At 42.0% G+C, this 20,182-nt stretch carries 14 protein-coding genes and 3 tRNA genes; 10 read left to right on the forward strand and 7 right to left on the reverse strand.

Going from position 1 to position 20,182, the window contains the following annotated elements; genetic code table 11:
* Position 1: 1 nt before the first annotated feature.
* The 3 genes from mhpD to AC5YCI_RS10115 form a co-directional block, all read right to left on the reverse strand.
* Complete coding sequence (gene mhpD, locus AC5YCI_RS10105) at positions 2-799, reverse strand: 2-keto-4-pentenoate hydratase (RefSeq protein ID WP_496129760.1); 798 nt, start codon at positions 797-799, stop codon at positions 2-4.
* A gap of 478 nt (positions 800-1,277) precedes the next feature.
* A complete protein-coding gene (locus AC5YCI_RS10110) occupies positions 1,278-1,946 on the reverse strand; it encodes an HAD-IA family hydrolase (protein ID WP_496129759.1) in 669 nt (222 codons plus the stop codon).
* A 92-nt stretch (positions 1,947-2,038) separates the two neighbouring features.
* Positions 2,039-3,001, reverse strand: coding sequence for an RluA family pseudouridine synthase (locus AC5YCI_RS10115; protein ID WP_496129758.1), 963 nt, complete (start codon positions 2,999-3,001; stop codon positions 2,039-2,041).
* Positions 3,002-3,736: 735 nt separating this feature from the next.
* Between AC5YCI_RS10115 and AC5YCI_RS10120 the strand changes: the two genes are divergently transcribed.
* The 5 genes from AC5YCI_RS10120 (at position 3,737) to AC5YCI_RS10140 (ending at position 9,521) form a co-directional block, all read left to right on the forward strand.
* The gene (locus AC5YCI_RS10120; protein WP_496129757.1) at positions 3,737-7,123 is read left to right on the forward strand and encodes an Rne/Rng family ribonuclease; all 3,387 of its coding nucleotides are present in this window, start codon (positions 3,737-3,739) and stop codon (positions 7,121-7,123) included.
* A gap of 145 nt (positions 7,124-7,268) precedes the next feature.
* Positions 7,269-9,110, forward strand: a complete 1,842-nt coding sequence (locus AC5YCI_RS10125; RefSeq protein WP_496129756.1) for a long-chain-acyl-CoA synthetase — start codon at positions 7,269-7,271, stop codon at positions 9,108-9,110.
* Between the two features lie 124 nt (positions 9,111-9,234).
* Positions 9,235-9,310 (forward strand) — tRNA-Lys (locus tag AC5YCI_RS10130).
* A gap of 24 nt (positions 9,311-9,334) precedes the next feature.
* Positions 9,335-9,410 (forward strand) — tRNA-Lys (locus tag AC5YCI_RS10135).
* A gap of 35 nt (positions 9,411-9,445) precedes the next feature.
* A tRNA-Lys gene (locus AC5YCI_RS10140) sits at positions 9,446-9,521 on the forward strand.
* A 70-nt stretch (positions 9,522-9,591) separates the two neighbouring features.
* On the opposite strand, the gene AC5YCI_RS10145 is transcribed toward AC5YCI_RS10140, so the two are convergent.
* Complete coding sequence (locus AC5YCI_RS10145; protein ID WP_496175505.1) at positions 9,592-10,188, reverse strand: hypothetical protein; 597 nt, start codon at positions 10,186-10,188, stop codon at positions 9,592-9,594.
* Between the two features lie 251 nt (positions 10,189-10,439).
* Here AC5YCI_RS10145 and AC5YCI_RS10150 point away from each other — a divergent pair, with 251 nt between their 5' ends.
* Entirely contained in the window at positions 10,440-10,694 is a 255-nt protein-coding gene (locus tag AC5YCI_RS10150; protein ID WP_496129754.1) for a PspC domain-containing protein, read from the forward strand.
* Between the two features lie 320 nt (positions 10,695-11,014).
* Positions 11,015-14,101, forward strand: coding sequence for an autotransporter outer membrane beta-barrel domain-containing protein (locus tag AC5YCI_RS10155; RefSeq protein ID WP_496129753.1), 3,087 nt, complete (start codon positions 11,015-11,017; stop codon positions 14,099-14,101).
* A 56-nt stretch (positions 14,102-14,157) separates the two neighbouring features.
* Here AC5YCI_RS10155 and AC5YCI_RS10160 read toward each other — a convergent pair whose 3' ends face one another.
* Complete coding sequence (locus tag AC5YCI_RS10160) at positions 14,158-15,324, reverse strand: hypothetical protein (RefSeq protein ID WP_496129752.1); 1,167 nt, start codon at positions 15,322-15,324, stop codon at positions 14,158-14,160.
* Between the two features lie 214 nt (positions 15,325-15,538).
* On the opposite strand from AC5YCI_RS10160, the gene glyQ reads away from it, so the two are divergent.
* The 3 genes from glyQ (at position 15,539) to AC5YCI_RS10175 (ending at position 19,297) form a co-directional block, all read left to right on the forward strand.
* The gene (gene glyQ / locus AC5YCI_RS10165) at positions 15,539-16,522 is read left to right on the forward strand and encodes a glycine--tRNA ligase subunit alpha (RefSeq protein WP_496129751.1); all 984 of its coding nucleotides are present in this window, start codon (positions 15,539-15,541) and stop codon (positions 16,520-16,522) included.
* The gene (glyS, locus tag AC5YCI_RS10170) at positions 16,522-18,591 is read left to right on the forward strand and encodes a glycine--tRNA ligase subunit beta (protein WP_496129750.1); all 2,070 of its coding nucleotides are present in this window, start codon (positions 16,522-16,524) and stop codon (positions 18,589-18,591) included. The genes glyQ and glyS overlap by 1 nt, the downstream gene beginning before the upstream one ends.
* 67 nt (positions 18,592-18,658) lie before the next feature.
* On the forward strand, positions 18,659-19,297 hold the full coding sequence (locus AC5YCI_RS10175) for a YaaC family protein (protein WP_496129749.1): 639 nt from the start codon (positions 18,659-18,661) through the stop codon (positions 19,295-19,297).
* A 1-nt stretch (position 19,298) separates the two neighbouring features.
* On the opposite strand, the gene AC5YCI_RS10180 is transcribed toward AC5YCI_RS10175, so the two are convergent.
* Positions 19,299-19,769 carry a transposase family protein gene (locus AC5YCI_RS10180; protein ID WP_496129748.1) on the reverse strand — a complete coding sequence of 157 codons (471 nt, stop codon included), beginning with the start codon at positions 19,767-19,769 and terminating at the stop codon, positions 19,299-19,301.
* Positions 19,717-20,052 (reverse strand): transposase family protein, encoded by a 336-nt coding sequence (locus AC5YCI_RS10185; protein WP_496175437.1) that lies wholly within the window; start codon positions 20,050-20,052, stop codon positions 19,717-19,719. The genes AC5YCI_RS10180 and AC5YCI_RS10185 overlap by 53 nt, the downstream gene beginning before the upstream one ends.
* Between the last annotated feature and the right edge of the window lie 130 nt (positions 20,053-20,182).

The following is a 20,182-nucleotide window of genomic DNA, read 5'->3' on the forward strand; positions in this document are numbered from 1 at the left end:
TTTATTCAGCAGCAAAAGCAGCAGTTACTGAACCAAAGCCTTCAATTTCAACTTTGAATTCATCACCTGGGTTCGCTACAACCATAGGACCAAGCGCACCTGTTAATACGATATCACCTGCAAGTAATGGACGACCACGACGTACCATTTCATCTGCAAGCCAAACCGCAGCATTAAGTGGGTTTGCAAGACACGCTTTACCAACACCTTGAGAAACCACTTCGTCAGCGCGAGTCATCACCATCTTGCAATTAACAAGATCAAGGTTATCCAGTTTTACAGGACGAGAACCTAAAACAAATGCTGCAGATGAGGCGTTATCGGCTACAGTATCAATCAATGAGATTTTCCAGTTTTCGATACGGCTATCCACCACTTCTACCGCAGGAAGTGCATAATCAGTCGCGCTGATAATGTCGGCATAAGTGTGTTTTTCTTGGGTTAAATCTGCTTTAAGAACTAATGCGATTTCTGCTTCAACTTTTGGCTGAATCAATAGACCCGCAGGAATCGCTTCACCATCGCCATACGCCATATCGGCAAATAACATACCAAAGTCAGGTTGATCTACACCGAGCTGTGCTTGCACAACTTTTGAGGTTAAACCAATCTTACGACCCACTAAACGGCGGCCTTCAGCCAACGCACGTTTGGTATTGATTTCTTGAACTGCGTAAGCAATATCTACATCAGCAGTTTCACCGCCTAATTGTGGACGGATCGGTGCGATCGCAGCTTGATTAACTTCTGCATCACGCAGCGCTTGAGCAACTGATTCAACAACAGCAGAATTCGACATCAATGTTTCCTTAAACTGCAAAAATTGGACGTATACCATGCAGAAAATCTCAGCTCAAACTATGCTCACTCAAGCGTGCTTGTACAGTGAAAGTGCTGAATTTTTGCGATGGATATAGGTATAAACCTATTTAGAATCGACAATCTAGCGCCTTTATGCCAATACTTATTTTATTTTTTACAATAGTTAAAGCCTATAAAGCATTTTTATAATTTTAAGAAAAATTAATAACCTAATACAAATAGGCTACTTTTCTCTATACAAAAATTGCTACAACAAAAGCGATCAATTTAAAAAAAACCTACATCTACGACTAAAAGATAATAAAAAAAATCGCGCTATGGGGCTTGAGCTTGGCAAAGCTGCTGCTGAGTGAAAATTATTGCAGCCATGCCGTTAAATCAAATGAAGCTCAGGATGGTATTCAATAAAGCTAAAAAGGCTCATAGTCTGTCCTCCTTTTTAACATATTCAGCCCTTAAGCGACTTCAACTTGTGTAACTTGGTTTAACAAAAACTGCTGTAATGCCTGAACATCTGCAGCAATATACAGCGGTTTAAATTGCTGTAATAGCTCGACCGAATGTACACCATAACTTACCCCTACGCTTGGCATAGCAAGGTGAGCGGCCATATGTAAATCATAGCTGCTGTCACCAACCATGATGGCCTGCTCAGCTTGAACACCCGTAACGGCTAAAATTTCTTTAAGCATGAGGGGATCTGGTTTCGATTTGGTTTCGCTCGCTGCACGAGTCACTACAAACACATCTTCACTTTGAGTTTGCTTTAATACGCGGTCTAAACCTTTACGACTTTTACCTGTAGCTACAGCCAGTTGTACCCCTTGTGCTTTTAATGCTTGTAACATTTCAGCCACACCACTAAACCAAGCATCGCCTTTAGAGTTGGCAACATAATGCTCCGAGTAACTTTGCAAAATATCAGCATGTAGTTCAGGTACATGTGGAAACAGGGTCTGTGCCACTTCCGGTAAACCTAAACCAATAATGCTTTTAGCAGCATCAAAAGTTAAAGGTTGATTAAACTTTTGGGCGGCAAATTGTAGACTGGCTACAATCTGCCCCACTGAATCAAATAATGTACCATCCCAATCAAAGATAATCAGTTCTACTGGTTTTTTCATTGCGTTCCTTTATTTGATTCAGTATTAGACTGCTTCACTCTGTCCTAAATTCAGCTTATTCAGGGAGAGCATGGATTTAAATAAGCTTATGCTTATTCATCATCTTCGACAAAGGTCACTACTTTATCAGCTTTTTGCGCACGTAACTGCGCTACAGTGCTTTGCATATCTTCAGGCAATGGCGCTTCAATCACAGGATAGCCTGGAATCTCAAGACGCATCGCATGTAAGCACAAACGGCGTGGCTTAGGCCCTTTGTATTCAGTTTCATGCCCATACTTTTCATCGCCTACCAGCGGATGACCAATACTTAAACCATGCACACGAATCTGATGAGTACGACCCGATAATGGTGATGCATACACCAAAGTGGCATGCATAAAGCGTTCTTGTACATTCCACTGGGTTTTTGACTCTTTACCTTCTTTAGAGACACGCACGCGACGTTCGCCATTTGGTAGTTCATAACGGTGTAGAGGCTGGTCAATTAGTTGCTTATCTAAAGCTACTTTACCTTTAACCACAGCCGCATAGGTCTTTTGGATTTTGTGTTCGCGCAGCATATCTTGCAAGGTTTTTAACACACTGCGTTTTTTAGAAATCATCACCAAACCTGAGGTATCACGGTCAATACGATGAATCAATTCTAGGTATTTTTTACCACTCGCTGCACGCAAGCCTTCAATTAAGCCATAGGCCACACCGCTACCACCATGGACTGCAATCCCTGCAGGTTTATTGACAACCATGAGGCCTTCATCTTCATACACAACGCGGGCCAACAAGCCTTGCGCCACTTTATCTGAAACAGCAGCTTCTTCTTTTTGCTCAAAACGAATCGGCGCCACGCGAATTTGATCGCCAATTTTAAGTTTAGTTTCTGCTTTAATACGTTTTTTATTGACGCGCACTTGCCCTTCACGAATCAAACGATAGATACGGCTTTTGGGTACGCCCTTTAAACGGCTAAATAAAAAATTATCAATACGCTGATCCAATTGATGTTCATCAACTTCGAACCAAGTGACAGCTTGCCATTGTTGGGTAGAATTCATACAGTTACTATGACCTAAAAAAATACTAAAATTGAATAAAAAATGTTCGGTTAGGCTATTCTTTTCACAAGAAAGATCAGTTTAGCCCATAGGCAGATGATGCAAGGTTTGATATAGTCAGCGCACGGAAACCACCGTAACTGAGTCGGAATTTAAACAAAAACCTGTTTTTAGGCTTTGTTCAATTAAATGAATCACTCAATTAGCTCGGAAAGGTCCCAAAAGAATATGCCAACGCCGAGGGCTTATTATATCGGCAAAACCTGCAAACTGTTGCGTTAATTTGTACCTCGGTACAGAAATCAGTTTGCCCGAAAAAATATGTCGCCAACCTTAGGTTGGTTTTTAAACGTAAACTGATACACATCAGATTCGTCGCCCCTGCACTATTTCAGGCTACAGCGTTTGATGCATTGGATCTGCACAATTTGTAAAGATACGACGTTCATTCCGTATCAAGACATTCTATCTAAAAGAGAGGGATGCTCTTCGAGCAATGTGACAGTGAAAGTTACTCATCCAATGCACCGCATGTCCGCCAGTGAAACACGCAGGTTGACTTTAATCGTTTAAAGATTGAAGCCGTATTGCTTAACCATCAATACGAGAATCATACACCTTAGCCAACCCATTTGGCAGGTTAAAAAAGCTTAGAACAAATCTAAGCATTGATCCGTGATGTTTTTTAAGCAAGTCGCGACCTTATGCTGTGTATCACTATAAGGTGTTACACCCATGAAACGTATGTTGATTAATGCAACACATGCTGAAGAAATTCGCGTTGCACTTGTCACTGGTCAGCGTCTTTACGATTTTGATTTAGAAAACCGTACCCGTGAGCAGAAAAAATCCAATATCTACAAAGGTCACGTGACTCGCGTTGAGCCATCACTTGAAGCTGTCTTTGTTGAATATGGTGCACAGCGTCAGGGCTTTTTGTCGATGCGCGAAATTGCCAATTCTTATTACCAAGCTGACCCGCGTCAAACCACCAACATTCGTGAATTGATCACTGAAGGCACTGAACTTTTAGTGCAAGTGGAAAAAGAAGAACGTGGTAATAAAGGTGCTGCACTGTCGACCTTTATTTCGCTTGCAGGTCGTTATTTAGTTTTAATGCCAAACAATCCAAAAGGTGGCGGTATTAGCCGTCAAATTTCGGGTGCAGTGCGTGAAGAACTCAAAGAAATGTTGGCAGCCTTAAACATTCCACGCGGTATGAGTGTGATTGTACGTACTGCGGGTATTGGTCGCTCACAAGAAGAGTTACAACTCGACCTTCAACACTTAATGGATCTTTGGGCGCAAATTCAAAGCACATCAAGTTCAGGTCCATCTCCGATGTTAGTGCATCAAGAAGCGGGCGTGGTAACACGTGCCATTCGTGACTATCTACGTGATGATGTCGCTGAAATCTTAATTGACTCAGAACAAGCCTATAACGAAGCGTATAACTTTGTGAAAGCGGTGATGCCACGTCAGTTAGATAAGCTGAAAACTTATACTTTAAATGAGCCTTTATTTGCGCATTTTGGTGTCGAAAGCCAAATTCAAACGGCTTATGAACGTGAAGTGAAATTGCCTTCAGGCGGTTCAATCGTGATTGATCAAACTGAAGCTTTAGTGTCCATTGACATTAACTCAGCGAAATCAACCCGTGGTCATGATGTAGAAGAAACTGCACTAAATACCAACTTAGAAGCCGCTGAAGAAATCGCGCGCCAACTTCGTTTACGTGATATTGGCGGTTTAGTGGTGATCGATTTTATCGACATGACCAAAGACCGTAACCAGCGTATGGTGGAAGCCAAATTACGCGAAGCGACGCAAAGCGACCGCGCACGTATTCAATTTGGTCAATTGTCACGTTTTGGTTTAATGGAAATGAGCCGTCAACGCTTACGTCCATCTTTAGAAGAAGCAACAGGTTATGTCTGCCCACGCTGTCATGGCACTGGTATGGTACGTGACTTACGTTCTTTATCACTGTCCATCATGCGTAAAGTGGAAGAGATTGCACTGCGTGAACGTCATGGTGAAGTTCAAGTACAAGTGCCTGTCGAAATTGCCGCGTTCTTGTTAAACGAAAAACGTCATAGCCTAGTTTACTTAGAACAAACTTCAAATGTACGTGTAACCGTTTTACCGCATCCGCATTTAGAAACGCCACACTACGAAATTTCATATAACCCAGAAGGCTTTGCGCCAACCAGTTACGAGCGTACAGAAGCAACCCGTAACAGTGAAAAAGAATTGGGTTATGAATCGTCTGAGTGGCATTTAGAAGAAGCAGAGCACATTCCTGCGCCTGCGCAAGCACCACAACAAGAAAAAACCAATAAACGTGCGCCTAAACAGCAGCACAATCATGCACCAGCTCAGCCACAAGTTGCTGCGCCAGCACAACCACAAGCTGCTGCATCTAGCCCATGTGCATGGTTAGAAAACTTGTTTGTACAAAAACAAGCCAAAACTGTGGATCAAGCACGTACCGCCAACAATGCTGCTGCTGCAATTGAACAAATGGTCAATGGTGGTGCAGTGAGCCGTGGTCAATTTGGTCAAGTGAATCACACAGCTGCTGCGCCTGCTCCTGCTGCAGCGGTTGTTGAAAGCAACAATGCTTATTTAGCCCCATCAACCGTGGCTAAAACTGAACGTGATGACAAGCCTGTAGAACGTGAAGAAAAACCACGCCATAACAGCAACAACAAAAAACCACGTAACAACAAGCATAAAGAGCCACGCGAACAAGTTGCTACACCAGAGCCTGTACATCAAGTACATGAAGAAGTCGTACAAATCTCGCGTCAAGAGCAACGTCAAGAAGCGCGTGAAAACAAACGCAACTCACGTCGTCAGCATCATAACAATGAGCCAGCACAAGCACAGCCAGAAGCGCAAGCTGCTGAACAAGCTGTACCACGTCGTGACCGTCGCAATCAACCACGCCCAGAACGTCCAGTACGTCAACGTGATCCAAGCGTCTTAAATGATACGCCAGCCTCTGCACCAGTTGCTGCTGTCGCAGTTGTCAATGATAAACAACCTAAAGTTGAGGTCGTTGAAGTACCGCGTCAGGACATCACACCAACTGCCTTGGTGGTGAATGTTGACCAAGCGCAAAGTGATATCGTGGCTTTAGCGCCTGCACAAGCTGCAGTGAAAGCGGAACGTCAAGAACGTCCACATCGTCAACCGCGCAATGAGCAACGTGAACGTAAAGCTGAAAAAGCACCAGTTCAAGCGCCAGCTGAAGTTGCTGTAGTGGAACAAGTGGTTGAGACACCTGTAGCTGTGGAAGAAAAACCGCAACAACAGCAAGTCAAACGTGCCAGCAACGATCCGCGTCAACGTCGTCGTGAACAACGCCAAGCCAAAGCACAGCAGACACAAGCGCCTAAATTGCGTGCCACTGAAGTACCTACTTTAGCGCAATACAACATTGGCAGCTTAATTCGTCATGTTTATGGTGAGGATTGTTCAGTACTCATTGAACAGTTTGGCTTATTACCAACCTTTAACCGTGCCCTGCAAAAATTCACTGATGAATATGCAGCAAGCATCGCCAAAGGTGCAGCGCCGGCTGAAGTTCAAGCTGAGAAGAAGCCTGTTACTCGTGATGTTGCAGTTGCCAAAGCACAACCTGAAGCAGAACCAGCACCAGTGTTAGAACTTACGCCACCTAAAGCAGTCGCACGTGTGGCCAATGACCCGCGTGAGCGTCGTCGCTTGGCTAAACAAGCTGCTGAACAAGCGTTTGAGCAAGCCAAAAAAGCGCAAGAAGTGGCCGCCGAAGTTCCTACAGCACCGGTTGCTGAAGTAGCGAACAGCGCTGCAGTAGATGCACCACTTGCAACTCAAGCTGAAGCCAACATTGAAGTAAGCGCTGTTGCTGAAACCGAAGCCACACCTATGCCTGAGCTTTCAGAACAAGTTGCGGTAGAGATTGAAGCAGAAGTGACTGAAATCACTGCTTTAACTCAAGCTGATGCTCAAACACCTGCGCTTACTGATGAAGCAGCTACTGAAGATGCAGCCAAAGTCAGCAAGGATAAAAATGTACGTCCACGTCGTCCACGTGGTCGTCCACCTAAAAAAGCGACACCAACTGCCGAATAAAGCATGGCATAGGCCAAAGTTTTAACTAAACCTAGCCACTTCGGTGGCTGGGTTTTTTTAATCGTTTTAGCACGTTATTGTTATAAAATCTAATCACTCACCCCAGCTAGTCCATGGGATTAGATGACGAATAAATAGGATTCTTATGAGCCAAAAATCACAGAGCGATCTTATTGGTATTGCTGAAGTTGCAGCAAAATTGCCGAAGTTTATGCGCAAAGTGCCACACTTAATTAGTGGTCTCAAACAAGCTTATTTGCGGACGTCTAATACGCCTGCGGGACTAGGCCTTGCCTTCGAAAAAGCAGTGAAACGTAATCCACATGGCTATGCTTTACTGTTTGAAGAGCAAAAATTTACCTATAATCAGCTCAATGCTTGGGCCAACCAAATTGCCCATTACTATCTATCACTTGGTGCACGTAAAGGCGACGTGATTGCAGTGATGCTAGAAAACCGCCCTGAACTGATTGCCACGGTTTTAGGGTTAGCAAAACTTGGGGTAACAGCAGCTCTAGTTAACACCTCACAAACAGGCAAAGTGCTGATTCATAGCATTAATTTAGTAAAACCGATTGCTTTAATTGTGGGTGAAGAGTGCCGTGCTGCTGTGGATGACATCCGTCAAGCCCTAGAAATTAATGAAGATCGCTTCCATTGGTTTGCTGATCAACCCACAACTGTACAACATGGTACAGCACCAAATGGCTATTTAAATTTAGCACAATTGATCGACAACTTTGCTCGCTTTAACCCACCCACTACGGGCAAAGTCCAAGGTAAAGATGGACTGTTTTATATCTATACCTCTGGTACCACCGGTTTACCTAAAGCTGTGGTATTTAGTAATAGTCGTTGGACACTTGCTTATGGCACCTATGGTCATGTTTTAGCCTTAAATAAAGATGATGTCATGTACGTGACCCTACCGCTATATCATGCCACAGGTATTGTGGTGTGTTGGTGTGGCGTGATTGCTAGTAGTGGTGCCCTTGCGATTCGTCGTAAATATTCAACCTCATCGTTCTGGCAGGATGTGAAAAAATTTGATGCCTCTGCCATTGGCTATGTGGGTGAACTATGCCGTTATTTAATGGATGCACCTGAATCCGAGCTCGATCGCGATCATCGCGTCAAAAAAATGATTGGCAACGGTATGCGCCCTAACATTTGGGACAAATTCAAAGCTCGTTTTGGGGTTGAAGAAGTTCTAGAACTGTATGGCTCAAGTGAAGGCAATGTTGGCTTTAGCAACGTGTTTAACTTTGACAATACTGTTGGTTTCTCACCTACCCCTTATGCGGTGATTGAGTTTGATAAAGACAAAAACGAACCGATTTTAGATGCCAATGGTTACTGTAAACGGGTTAAAAAAGGCGAAACAGGTCTTTTAATTGGTAAAATTACTCGTCGCTCACCCTTTGATGGCTATACCGACAGTAGCAAAAATAAAGCCGTCATTATGCAAAACGTGTTTAAACCAGGTGATGCTTATTTTAATACCGGTGATTTAGTCCGTGATATTGGCTTCCGTCATGCTCAATTTATTGACCGTTTAGGCGATACCTTCCGCTGGAAAGGTGAAAATGTTTCTACGACACAAGTCGAAAACATTGTCAGCGACTACCCTAAAATCGCCAATGCAGTGGTTTATGGAGTTGAAGTACCACATACCAACGGTCGTGCCGGGATGGTAGCAATTACACTTGCCGAAAATGCTACACTTAATCAACAAGACTTAAGCGATATGCTCAGCCATTTTAAAAATGAGCTTCCAGCCTATGCAGTACCGTTATTTGTGCGGGTACAAGAGCAAGTGGAAACCACAGGAACTTTTAAATACCTTAAAAACAAATTAAAAACCCAAGGTTTTAATCTAAATGAAACCAATGAGCGTATTTTGGTCTTGTTGCCTGGTCAAAAAAGCTACTGTGATTTAACTCCGGAAATCTATCACAATATCCAAGCGTATAAATATCGCTTCTAAATTGGTTGTTTTTTGATAGAAAAAACGCAATTTGTTGCATTTATAAGCAACCATGCAAAACTTTGTGATTTTTCCCTTGCGCTGTCTGCAAATCTTGCTACAATACGACCCATCAAAACGAGATGGGTCGTTAGCTCAGTTGGTAGAGCAGTAGACTTTTAATCTATTGGTCCCGCGTTCGAGTCGCGGACGACCCACCACTTATTTTGATAGATCTTTGAGATGGGTCGTTAGCTCAGTTGGTAGAGCAGTAGACTTTTAATCTATTGGTCCCGCGTTCGAGTCGCGGACGACCCACCATCTTCTAGATAGATCTCCTGCAGTAAAATTTGAATGGGTCGTTAGCTCAGTTGGTAGAGCAGTAGACTTTTAATCTATTGGTCCCGCGTTCGAGTCGCGGACGACCCACCATTCAATCCAAAGATTTAAGTTTTTATATTCAATATTACTTATGTAATGTTGGATTTTTTTCGTTTTAAGCTTACTCAATCTTAATTAATTTATAGGCCTGTGTCGGAAAACGATTGGTCTTGGCAAAATAGTCACGATTCACCGCCGTCGCATTGGCAATCTTCTCTAAGTCCATCACAATATTACCATCGCGATCAATATTATAGAAAAACTCAACGCCACTGGCTCGATGCAAAATGATTTGATGGCTTTCAGGTTGGTATGACCAACGATCTTGACGATACTGATCTTCAGAGGCAGACTGAATACTGCCGAGGTAAATAATACTCCGGTGTGCACTACCATCTTCTAATAAGCTAATCACAAAGTCTGCTGTGCCCTCTTTACAATGGATAAAAGGATCATCGCAGCGCATTACTACTTTATAACGCCCTATATAAGGCCGAGCTTGCTCGGGTACTTTACTGTTGCTGACTCGGCTACGCCCCGGTGCGACTACCTCACTAGCAATCTGACGTAACCTTTGCCCTTCAACGTGCTGAGCAATTTTGTCACGTAGTCCTTGATCGACTATAGGATTATCACTTGAATATTGAAGATCACAGGCCGTTAGGGTCAACATGCATAGCGCTAACCCCACGGTGATATTTTGCTGTTTTAATCGCACTTAAACTTTCCCTATACGATTAAGTTGAATTATCCTGCACCCAATCTTAGTTATATGATTGTTCATAATATATATGATCTGATTGGTCTGCTAGATCTTGTATCTCATTTATTTTATGCAACTATTTATATTCGAGACATCCTACTTACATAAATTAACTATTTTTTTAAGAGTATTACTTTAAAGACGATAAGATGAGCCCCATTTTATAAGTAGCTCATCTATTTAGCTGATATTTTTAGGAGAACTCAATGGCCAATGTTGGTTTATATCGCTCGCAGCGCTCGAATATGATTGCAGGGGTGATGGGTGGTATTGCTGAACGTTTTGGTTGGAACGCAAACTTATTGCGTATAATCTTTATTTTCATCTCCATCATGAGTGCCGCCTTTCCAGGAATTTTAGTTTATCTTGTATTATGGCTAGTCATGCCAAAACAACACTTACATGCTCAGCATGACTCTGCAACTCATTCTATGCGTACTGTGTACGACTCGAAAAAGTAAGCCTGCTTAGCGTTACATTCTATGTAGCGCTTTTTCATGTATAAGCCTTAAAGTTTTTATCTCTGACATAAAGTTAGGATTTTTACATTAAAATATAGTCTAGACACCGTATTTATGATTTCAAACATCAGCCTTATAAAATAAAAATACCTTAAATAACAGACATATATAATTATTTTCTTAATATTTCTTAATTTCCATATGGTTTAAATTTTATGTGATTCTTTTATATGTTTTTAATTTTATTAAAGTTTTGTCACATTTACAAAAAAATCAAAAAATGTTAATTATGTCGCAAATCTTCTTAAGAGATAATAACAATGAATCGGGTATTTAAAAATGTCTTTAATAAGGCAACTGGGGAGTATGTTGTTGCATCAGAACATGCAAAGGGACACACTAAAAGTCAGAAACTGATGTGCAGTGGTGTTGCAGCAACTTTAGTTCTTTTTGGAGTGAGCGTTAGTCATGCTAGTACTGTTTTGGAAAACAGTGTAGTAGAGGTTTCCATTAGTGACATTGGTACGTTTGGCTCAGGTAAGCAAAATAATTTAGGGATTTTATATGACCCTACGGAAAATGGTTTATTTTATCCACAACGTGACTACCTAACTCCTGGTGGGCCGTGGCAAATTTTTGCTGTATCGACTAGCGAAACTGGAATTCAAAGTAACGAAAATAACTTATCTGCGAAGCCCAAAAAAGATTTTGAGACCATTTCATCTACTCAACATCAAGTCATTGATAATAGTAAAGGACAACAAAGTGCTTCTTGGACTGGACAGTATACACATACTGATGGAAAGGTGTATTACAATATTACCAATCAATATAGTGTAGATAACACATTACATGGTATTGCAGTAGAAACAAAAATCTTTGCTAAAGAGAATCTAACCAATGTTAAATTCTTAACAGCCATTGATCCAGATTCTGATGGTTATGAGCTCCCAGCTATTTCTAGTGATAGATATGTGACTATTAATAAACGTGGCGATGCTAACAACCCAGATTTTAATGAAAATAATTGGGTATATGCTGAAGGTCCACTGACCGGCAATATGATTGGTATTCATTCTACATCTTCCTATGAACACAATACAGCAATCCTCAATGGTTGGAGTGCTACAATTAATGGTCAAAAAGAAGGTGCTTTCCATGATCCAGACCGTTATTTGTCAGGTGAGGTTTATGGTGAATATGGCGATTATGCAATCGGTATGGGCTTTAAGGTTGGAGATATTGCAGCAGGAGATTATGCAGTCATAGATTATAAGTATCTCCTTGGAAGTCCTTTTACCAATCCAGTTCCCCCCCCAGTCAATCCACCAGTTGAGGCATGGACCCATATTGATTTAGCTCAAAGCTATTATCAAAGTACCAAACTCAATGGGTCTACTACCTATCTGCCTGACTTAGGCGTGAACGTACGCCCGATCTTTGAAGGTGGTACTTTACAAATAGATCATGGCAATGAATCAGGCTTCTATGCCAATGATTTCACCATGAATGAATTAGGCGGCAAGATTGATGCCAATGGCACTGAGAGCCGTTTTAAAGGCGTATTTAGCAATACTGAAGGTGTGACGCAAGCTGGCGACTTCCATATTGTTAATCGCAGCAATCAAAATGGTACGGTCATTTTTGAGGGAAAAAATACCTATAACGGTAAGACCATCATCGAAAATGCGAGCTTAGCCTTGGCTCAAGGCGGTGATCTACAACATAGTTCAGGCGTACATTTGGCCCATGAAGATGCTGTGTTTGATGTGAGTAAAATCACTGACAAAGCCACACAAATTCAAGATTTAAGCAGTAGTGCCGGTACAGTTTACACTGGTAACACAGTGCTAACCGCAGGTACAGCCAACGATACCAGCTTTGCAGGCCAATTTACTGGTCAAGGTGGTTATAACAAAGTTGGTACAGGTACCCAGCACATTACTGGTCAAAGCCAAGATTTTGCAGGCGTAACTAATGTAGATCAAGGTACACTACGTGTTGATGGCTTACTCAACAACCAAGCTTTAAATGTATTAGATAAAGCAACTTTAAGCGGTCAAGGTTTTGTCGGTGGATTACTTACAGGGCACGCTGGTTCATTTATTGATCCTAATGGCCGTGATTTTGGTCGTTTAACCTTAACGGATGACTATATCGGTCAAGCCAATTCCAATATCCTGATTCAAACCATATTGGGTGATGACAAGAGCATAACCGACGTTCTTGCCATTCAAGGCAATACGCAAGGCAATGCTTTGGTTCATGTTGAAAATGTAGGTGGACAAGGTGCCTATACTCAACAAGGCATTAAAGTGATTGATGTCGATGGCGAATCAAATGCACAGTTTGCTTTAGCCAATGGTCCAATTAAAGTCAATGCCTTTGAGTATAACTTACTACAAAATAGCCCTGCCGATCCAAATGATGGCGACTGGTATTTATACAGCACCTACCGTGCTGGGATTGGTAATTATATTTCAACCCTATCATCTAACATTGAAACAGGCCTCAGTACAATTGGCAGCCTATATCAACGAATTGGTAGTCCTTATGAACCTGATGCCAACTATAAAACCACGTGGGGTCGTTTACTCGGCAACAGCGTTGATAAAAATGGCAACACACAGTTTGACTACAACCAATACAGCATGGGTTATCAGTTAGGTGGAGAACACTTTGCCATTGATAAAGCCAACAGCAAACATCGTTTTGGTTTAATGAATCATTTCATTCATGCCAACGCCAAAACCTATGATAACGAGCGCTTAAAATTAGGTTTAGGCCATCAAAACAGTTCGATTGATACCGATAGTTTTGGTTTTGGTGCTTACTACACAGCGACCTTTAACAATAATCTGTATTTAGATCTGGTCACTCAGATGAATTACATTGAAAATTCAATTGAAGTGCAAGCAGAACCTGATTTCACTTGGGAAGCATGGCAAAGTGCGACATCGCTGGAGTTAGGTCGTGCCTTTAACTTAAGTCAACAAACCAAAATTGAGCCGCAAGCCCAGTTGTCGTATATCTATACCACCTATCGTGATACACAAGATGCGTATTCTAACGTCATTGCAGACAGCACTAGCAGTGTATTAGCGCGTATCGGTGCACAAGTGAATCATGGCTTTAACTATAAAGAGCGTCCAGTGAGCGTTTATGGTTTACTCAACTATCGCCATGAATTTGCGCCTGATCATAAATTAAGTTTAGTGTCTTTAACCGACGGTTCAGAAATTCGTCTAACTGAAAGTTATGAAGAAAGCTCTATTGAAGCCGGTCTTGGTATTCAAGCGCAATTGGCTAATTTATACTATGTGTATAGCGATGTGCGTCATTTAGCAGATGTGAATGGTGACAGTAGTCGTACCCAAGTCAATTTAGGGATGAAAGGTCGCTTCTAAATTAAAACTCAATAAAAAATGCTGCTTTATGCAGCATTTTTTATTTGTCATAAGCTTTAGTTTTTTAACCATGCAATTTGCTTTGGCACAACATCAAGCTGAATGCGTTGCACTATCTGGCCTGTCGTTAAATCTATCTGGATAATTTGCTTAGCTGCTGCATCATTCATAAAGACATGATCTTGCCTACCATGCATTGCCAATTGCGTTTGTGCTAAGTCAGTAGCTTTGCTGAATACAGGTAGGTAATGCATCACTTGCCATGTGCTGCTCTCTAAAATAGATAGACCGCCCTGATCATCCAAAATCACAAAATACTTTCCGCTACTACTAAAACTTTGCTTTAAGCGTTTTAGTGGTTGGTCAGTCCATGCCACAAGATCGGCTTGTTGGTTGGCTGGATCAACAATAAACAGCTCTTGTTGTGTTGACGCTAACGCAACTAAATCACTAACTTTTTCATGTCCGAGTAAAGTGCCAATACGGACTGGGGTCGCAATTTTAGTATCAATAAAGCGTTGCCCTTGTTGCTCGACTAACAGCACTCCATCTTGGCAGCCAAAGGCAATAAAGTTTTGATTAGATGCTGCACCGTGTAGACCTGGGCAGGCATGACTTAAAGTTTGTTCTTCATGGTAATGATCGCCATGTTGGGCATAGCTTTTCACCATGCTAAGCTGCGTTTCCCCTTCAGCTAAATAGCTACTGAGCACCATATTGCCACGTGGTTCTGCTACCCCATGATGCTTATATGGTAGACGCTGTGAAGCCACTAAACCTTGGGCAATATCTTGGTCAGTAAACACATCAAATTTAGAGCTTTGAGTCTCGCTGCCATCATAAAACACTGCCGCTTGCCCATTCATTTGACGGTAATGCGTTGGGGCTGCGCCATATAAACGATAGTCTAAAATCTTAGGCTGCGAACCTGCTGCCACAAAACTCACCTCACCTGCCACACGATCCATAAATAACGCATAACCATAGCTTGGGCTGCTATACAGCGCCAAAGGCAATTGCTTTAACGCCGTATTAAAGACCGTTTTATTTTGCTTTAAATCATAAAGCGATAATGCGGCACGCTCATTCTCCTGACTCACGACAGCCAAATGTCCTAAAGCTAAATTGGGCTGTGGCTGTCCTTCATCTTGCACTTGTTGCTGTGAAGAGCCCCCACCCCCACAAGCTGTAACTAAACCTGCGACAAGCACTAACCCCAACATACGTAAATGTTGCCTATTTTCCTCAGAATTGCTTTCTTGTTAAATTTTGAAACGTTATAACATAACATTATAAAATTACCAATCTTGATTTTTTATTCCTACAGCTCATTACACATTCAAGCGATACGATGGCTTTTCAGTGGAAACCTTTGCCACTGTCTAGCAAAATCCTTATACTTAAGGGCAATTTTTCTCTAATTTTAAGTGGATGACCATGAGTCGCGCCATATCGCATATTGATACCTTCCAAGGCTTAATTCTTGCCTTACAAAACTACTGGGCCGAGCAAGGCTGCGTTGTATTACAACCTTACGACATGGAAATGGGCGCAGGGACATTCCACACTGCGACATTCTTACGTGCGCTTGGGCCTGAAACTTGGAACGCTGCATACGTGCAACCATCACGCCGTCCGAAAGATGGTCGTTATGGCGAAAACCCAAACCGCTTGCAACACTACTACCAATTCCAAGTGGTGCTTAAGCCAAACCCAGACAACATCCAACAGTTGTACCTAGACTCATTAAAAGCGATTGGTATTGACCCACTTGTACACGACATTCGTTTCGTAGAAGACAACTGGGAATCTCCAACACTGGGCGCTTGGGGTCTTGGTTGGGAAGTATGGCTCAACGGTATGGAAGTAACGCAGTTTACTTACTTCCAACAAGTTGGCGGTGTTGAATGCTACCCAGTCACAGGCGAAATCACGTATGGTTTAGAGCGTCTTGCCATGTACTTGCAAGGTGTTGATTCTGTATATGATTTGGTTTGGACCAAAGGTCAATTTGGTACAGTAACGTACGGTGACGTGTTCCATCAAAACGAAGTTGAACAATCAACCTATAACTTTGAATATGCACCAGTCGACAAGATGTTCGAACTGTTCGATTTCTATGAAGCTGAAGCGACACGTTTAATCGAAGCGGAACTTCCACTTCCTGCGTATGAGCAAGTGATCAAAGCATCTCATAGCTTTAACTTACTTGATGCCCGCGGTGCAATTTCAGTGACTGAACGTCAGCGTTATATCTTACGTGTACGTACGTTGGCACGTTCGATTGCTACAAGTTATGTAGCAGCACGTGCGAAACTTGGTTTCCCTATGGCAGAACCTGCACTGCGTGACGAAGTTTTGGCGCAATTAAAAGCACAAGTTGAAGCAGAAACAAAAGTTGAATCTAAGGAGAGCAAATAATGTCTAAACATACCGTTTTGTTCGAATTAGGCTGTGAAGAACTTCCACCAAAAAGCTTAAAAAAATTACGTGATGCGCTGCAAGCTGAAACTGTAAAGGGCTTAAAAGATGCAGGTCTTGCATTCGATTCTATCGAAGCCTACGCAGCTCCACGTCGTTTGGCATTAAAAATTGTCAACGTTGATGGCGCGCAAGCGGACACGCAAAAACGTTTTGATGGCCCTGCAAAACAAGCAGCATTTGATGCTGAAGGCAATCCAACCAAAGCTTTAGAAGGCTTTATGCGTGGTCAAGGCATCACTGTAGATCAAGTATCGACTTTCCAAGCGGGTAAAGTCGAAAAAGTATGCTACTTAAAAGATGTGAAAGGTCAAAGCCTAGACGTGCTTTTACCGCAAATTTTACAAACTGCGCTTGATAACTTACCAATTGCAAAACGTATGCGTTCAGCTGCTAGCCGTACTGAATTCGTACGTCCTGTAAAATGGGTGGTATTGCTTAAAGACAACGATGTGGTTGATGCAACCATTCAAGATCACAAAGCAGGAAACGTAACTTTCGGTCATCGTTTCCATGCACCTGAAGCAATCACTTTAACGCATGCTGACGAATACTTAAGTAAGTTAAAAGCAGCTTACGTGGTGGCTTCTTTTGAAGAGCGTCAAGCAATCATCGACGGTCAAGTCAAAGCACTTGCTGATGAAGTCAATGCCATTGCGATTGTACCTGCTGATCTTCGTGATGAAGTGACAGCATTGGTTGAATGGCCTGTTGCGCTTCGTGCAAGTTTTGAAGAACGCTTCCTTGCTGTACCGCAAGAAGCTTTGATTACCACCATGCAGGACAACCAAAAGTACTTCTGCTTAGTGAACAGCGACAATAAACTTCAACCGTACTTCATTACTGTGTCAAACATTGAGTCGAAAGACCCGACACAAATTATTGAAGGTAACGAGAAAGTGGTTCGTCCACGTTTGTCGGATGCTGAATTCTTCTTCTTACAAGACCAAAAACAACCGCTTGCATCTCGTAAAGAGAAACTTGCAAACATGGTCTTCCAAGCAGAATTGGGCACGCTTTGGAACAAGTCTGAACGTATTGCGAAACTCGCTGTAGCACTCGCGCCAATTACAGGTGCAAATGCTTCCGACGCTGAAAAAGCGGCACTTCTTGCGAAATGTGACTTAACCTCTGAACTCGTGGGTGAATTCCCAGAACTTCAAGGTATTGCGGGGACTTACTACGCACGTCTTGAAGGCGAAAATGATGAAGTTGCTGAGTCTTTAGGTGAGCAGTATTTACCTAAATTTGCAGGTGACGTTTTACCGAAAACCAAAACAGGTACAACGATTGCCCTTGCTGACCGTTTAGATACATTGACGGGTATTTTCGGTATTGGTCAAGCGCCGACAGGTTCTAAAGACCCGTTTGCACTGCGTCGTTCTGCAATTGGTATCTTACGTCTTGTGACTGAAAACGAGCTAGATGTATCAATTGAAGATCTCATCAAACTTGCACTTGCTGCGTATGGCGATGTATTGAAAGACCACGATAAGACTTTGGCGGATGCTGTTGCATTCCTAGAAGGTCGTTACCGTGCGAAATACGAAGACCAAGGTGTTGCGGTTGATGTGATTCAAGCGGTTCAAGCGTTGTCGCCAAAATCTCCACTTGATTTTGACAAGCGTGTAAATGCGGTTAATCACTTCCGTGCATTGCCTGAAGCTGCTGCTCTTGCTGCTGCAAACAAGCGTGTTGCCAACATTCTTGCCAAAGAAGCTGCACCTGAAGGCTCTGTAGTTGAAGCAAACTTAGTTGAAGATGCTGAAAAAGCATTGTTCGCTGAACTTGCGAAAATTACACCTGTGGTTGAGCCGTTATTTGCTGCGAAAGACTACACTGCTGCGTTGTCTGCACTTGCTGCACTTCGTGCGCCTGTAGATGCGTTCTTTGATGGTGTAATGGTAATGGCTGATGATGCTAACCTAAAAGCAAACCGTTTACGTATGCTTGCACAGCTTCGTGACTTGTTTACCAAAGTGGCTGATATTTCGGTGTTACAGCACTAATCGTTACAGATTGTAATTGATTAAAAAACCCGCTATTTTGATAGCGGGTTTTTTAATTGAGCTGAAAATGAGTAAATCATTAGAAAAAGGCGAAATAGCTTTATTTAGATATAATAAATTACGTTTTTCTTTTGCGAATCTTAAGGCTGGTGATCAGCAAATATTAACAAGTGATCTTTGGTCACTCATCAACTCACATTTACAGCAAAAAATTTCCAAAAGCAGAGACCCAAACAAAACTTTTCTAGAAAGAGCTTTATACTTTTCATCACTTGCAGAATCATTCTATAAGGCAGCAAACAGTGTTTTACTTCCTACCAGAGCAACTCTCTTATATTATGGGATGCTTAATTTAGTAAAGTGTTTTCTTTCTTATCAAAAAATTGAACTTGAAACAGTACATGAGCATCATGGTCTAAATTTACCATTAGGCACAAGTGGTCAAGTTCAAGCCAAACCAAAATCAACAGAGGGAGTGAATATATTTGCAACGTTTTCAGAATTGATGGGCAAAAAAATTAGTCACCCCTTAACTATAAACTTTAGACAAGCCGTAACTAATATCCCTGAAATTCATAGCCTTTGTCATAGTTTAGAACTTATTAATAAAAGAAAACTATTACCAATCTCAGTCGAAATATTAACTAACTCTGATCACAACAAGTTTTTTACTGAAGTAATAATTGATAATAGACCTCTTTCATAAATCATTTTTTACTCAGCTCCAAGTTATAAATTCCAGCAATTAGATTGAATCTCAAACCAAGTCTTTTAGCTCTATTGCGATAACGTTCCGCAAGGATCTTGAAGGTTTTCAGGCTGCCAAATACATGCTCAATTGCTATTCTTCTTTTATTGATTTCCTGATTATAGATTTTTAGTTCAGGATCCAATTTACAGCGTCTTTTGGCTTTTAAGGGCAACAGGCTATTGGGATACAAAGTATAAATCCCCTGATAACCTTTATCTGCAAGAACAAAGGCTCCTGAAGGAATCTGGTTTAAATTGCGTTTGAAGAGCTCGAAATCATGTACAGCACCACGACTGGTACATAAACTCAGAATTTGCTGAGTCTTGTAGTGAATCATGGCCTGTACTTTAAAGGTATGGGTCTTTTTCTTGCCGCTATAGCTTTTCTTCTGTTTTTTTAGGCCTTTGGATTGGAATTTCTGTGGCATCCACGATCACCACATTCCAGTCTATGCCTTTGCCCTCGGGTAAATCTTTAGGTAAATTAAAAAGATTGGACCGAATCAGGCAGTCTTCAACATGACGGACAATTCTTGAGGCTGTGGGCTCTGAAACCCCGTAACTCGTCGCAACGTGAAATAAGGTTCGGTATTTTCCCGCCAATAGCTCAAACAGAGCAGAACCTGATCCTCCAGGCTTAACTTGGGTGGTCTGCCTTTGGCAGGGACATGCTTCTGCAATTGCACAACCATCAAATAGAAGGTTGACCATGAGATGCCCGTGTATCGCTTGAACTGAGGATCAGAAAGCTTGTTTGAATCGATGTATTTCATCCGCAGATTATGCACGAATGTCAAGAAATATGGAGTGCAAATATTAATCAAAAAGAAGATCATTTTTT

The sequence above is a fragment of the Acinetobacter sp. CY17 genome (assembly GCF_059515825.1).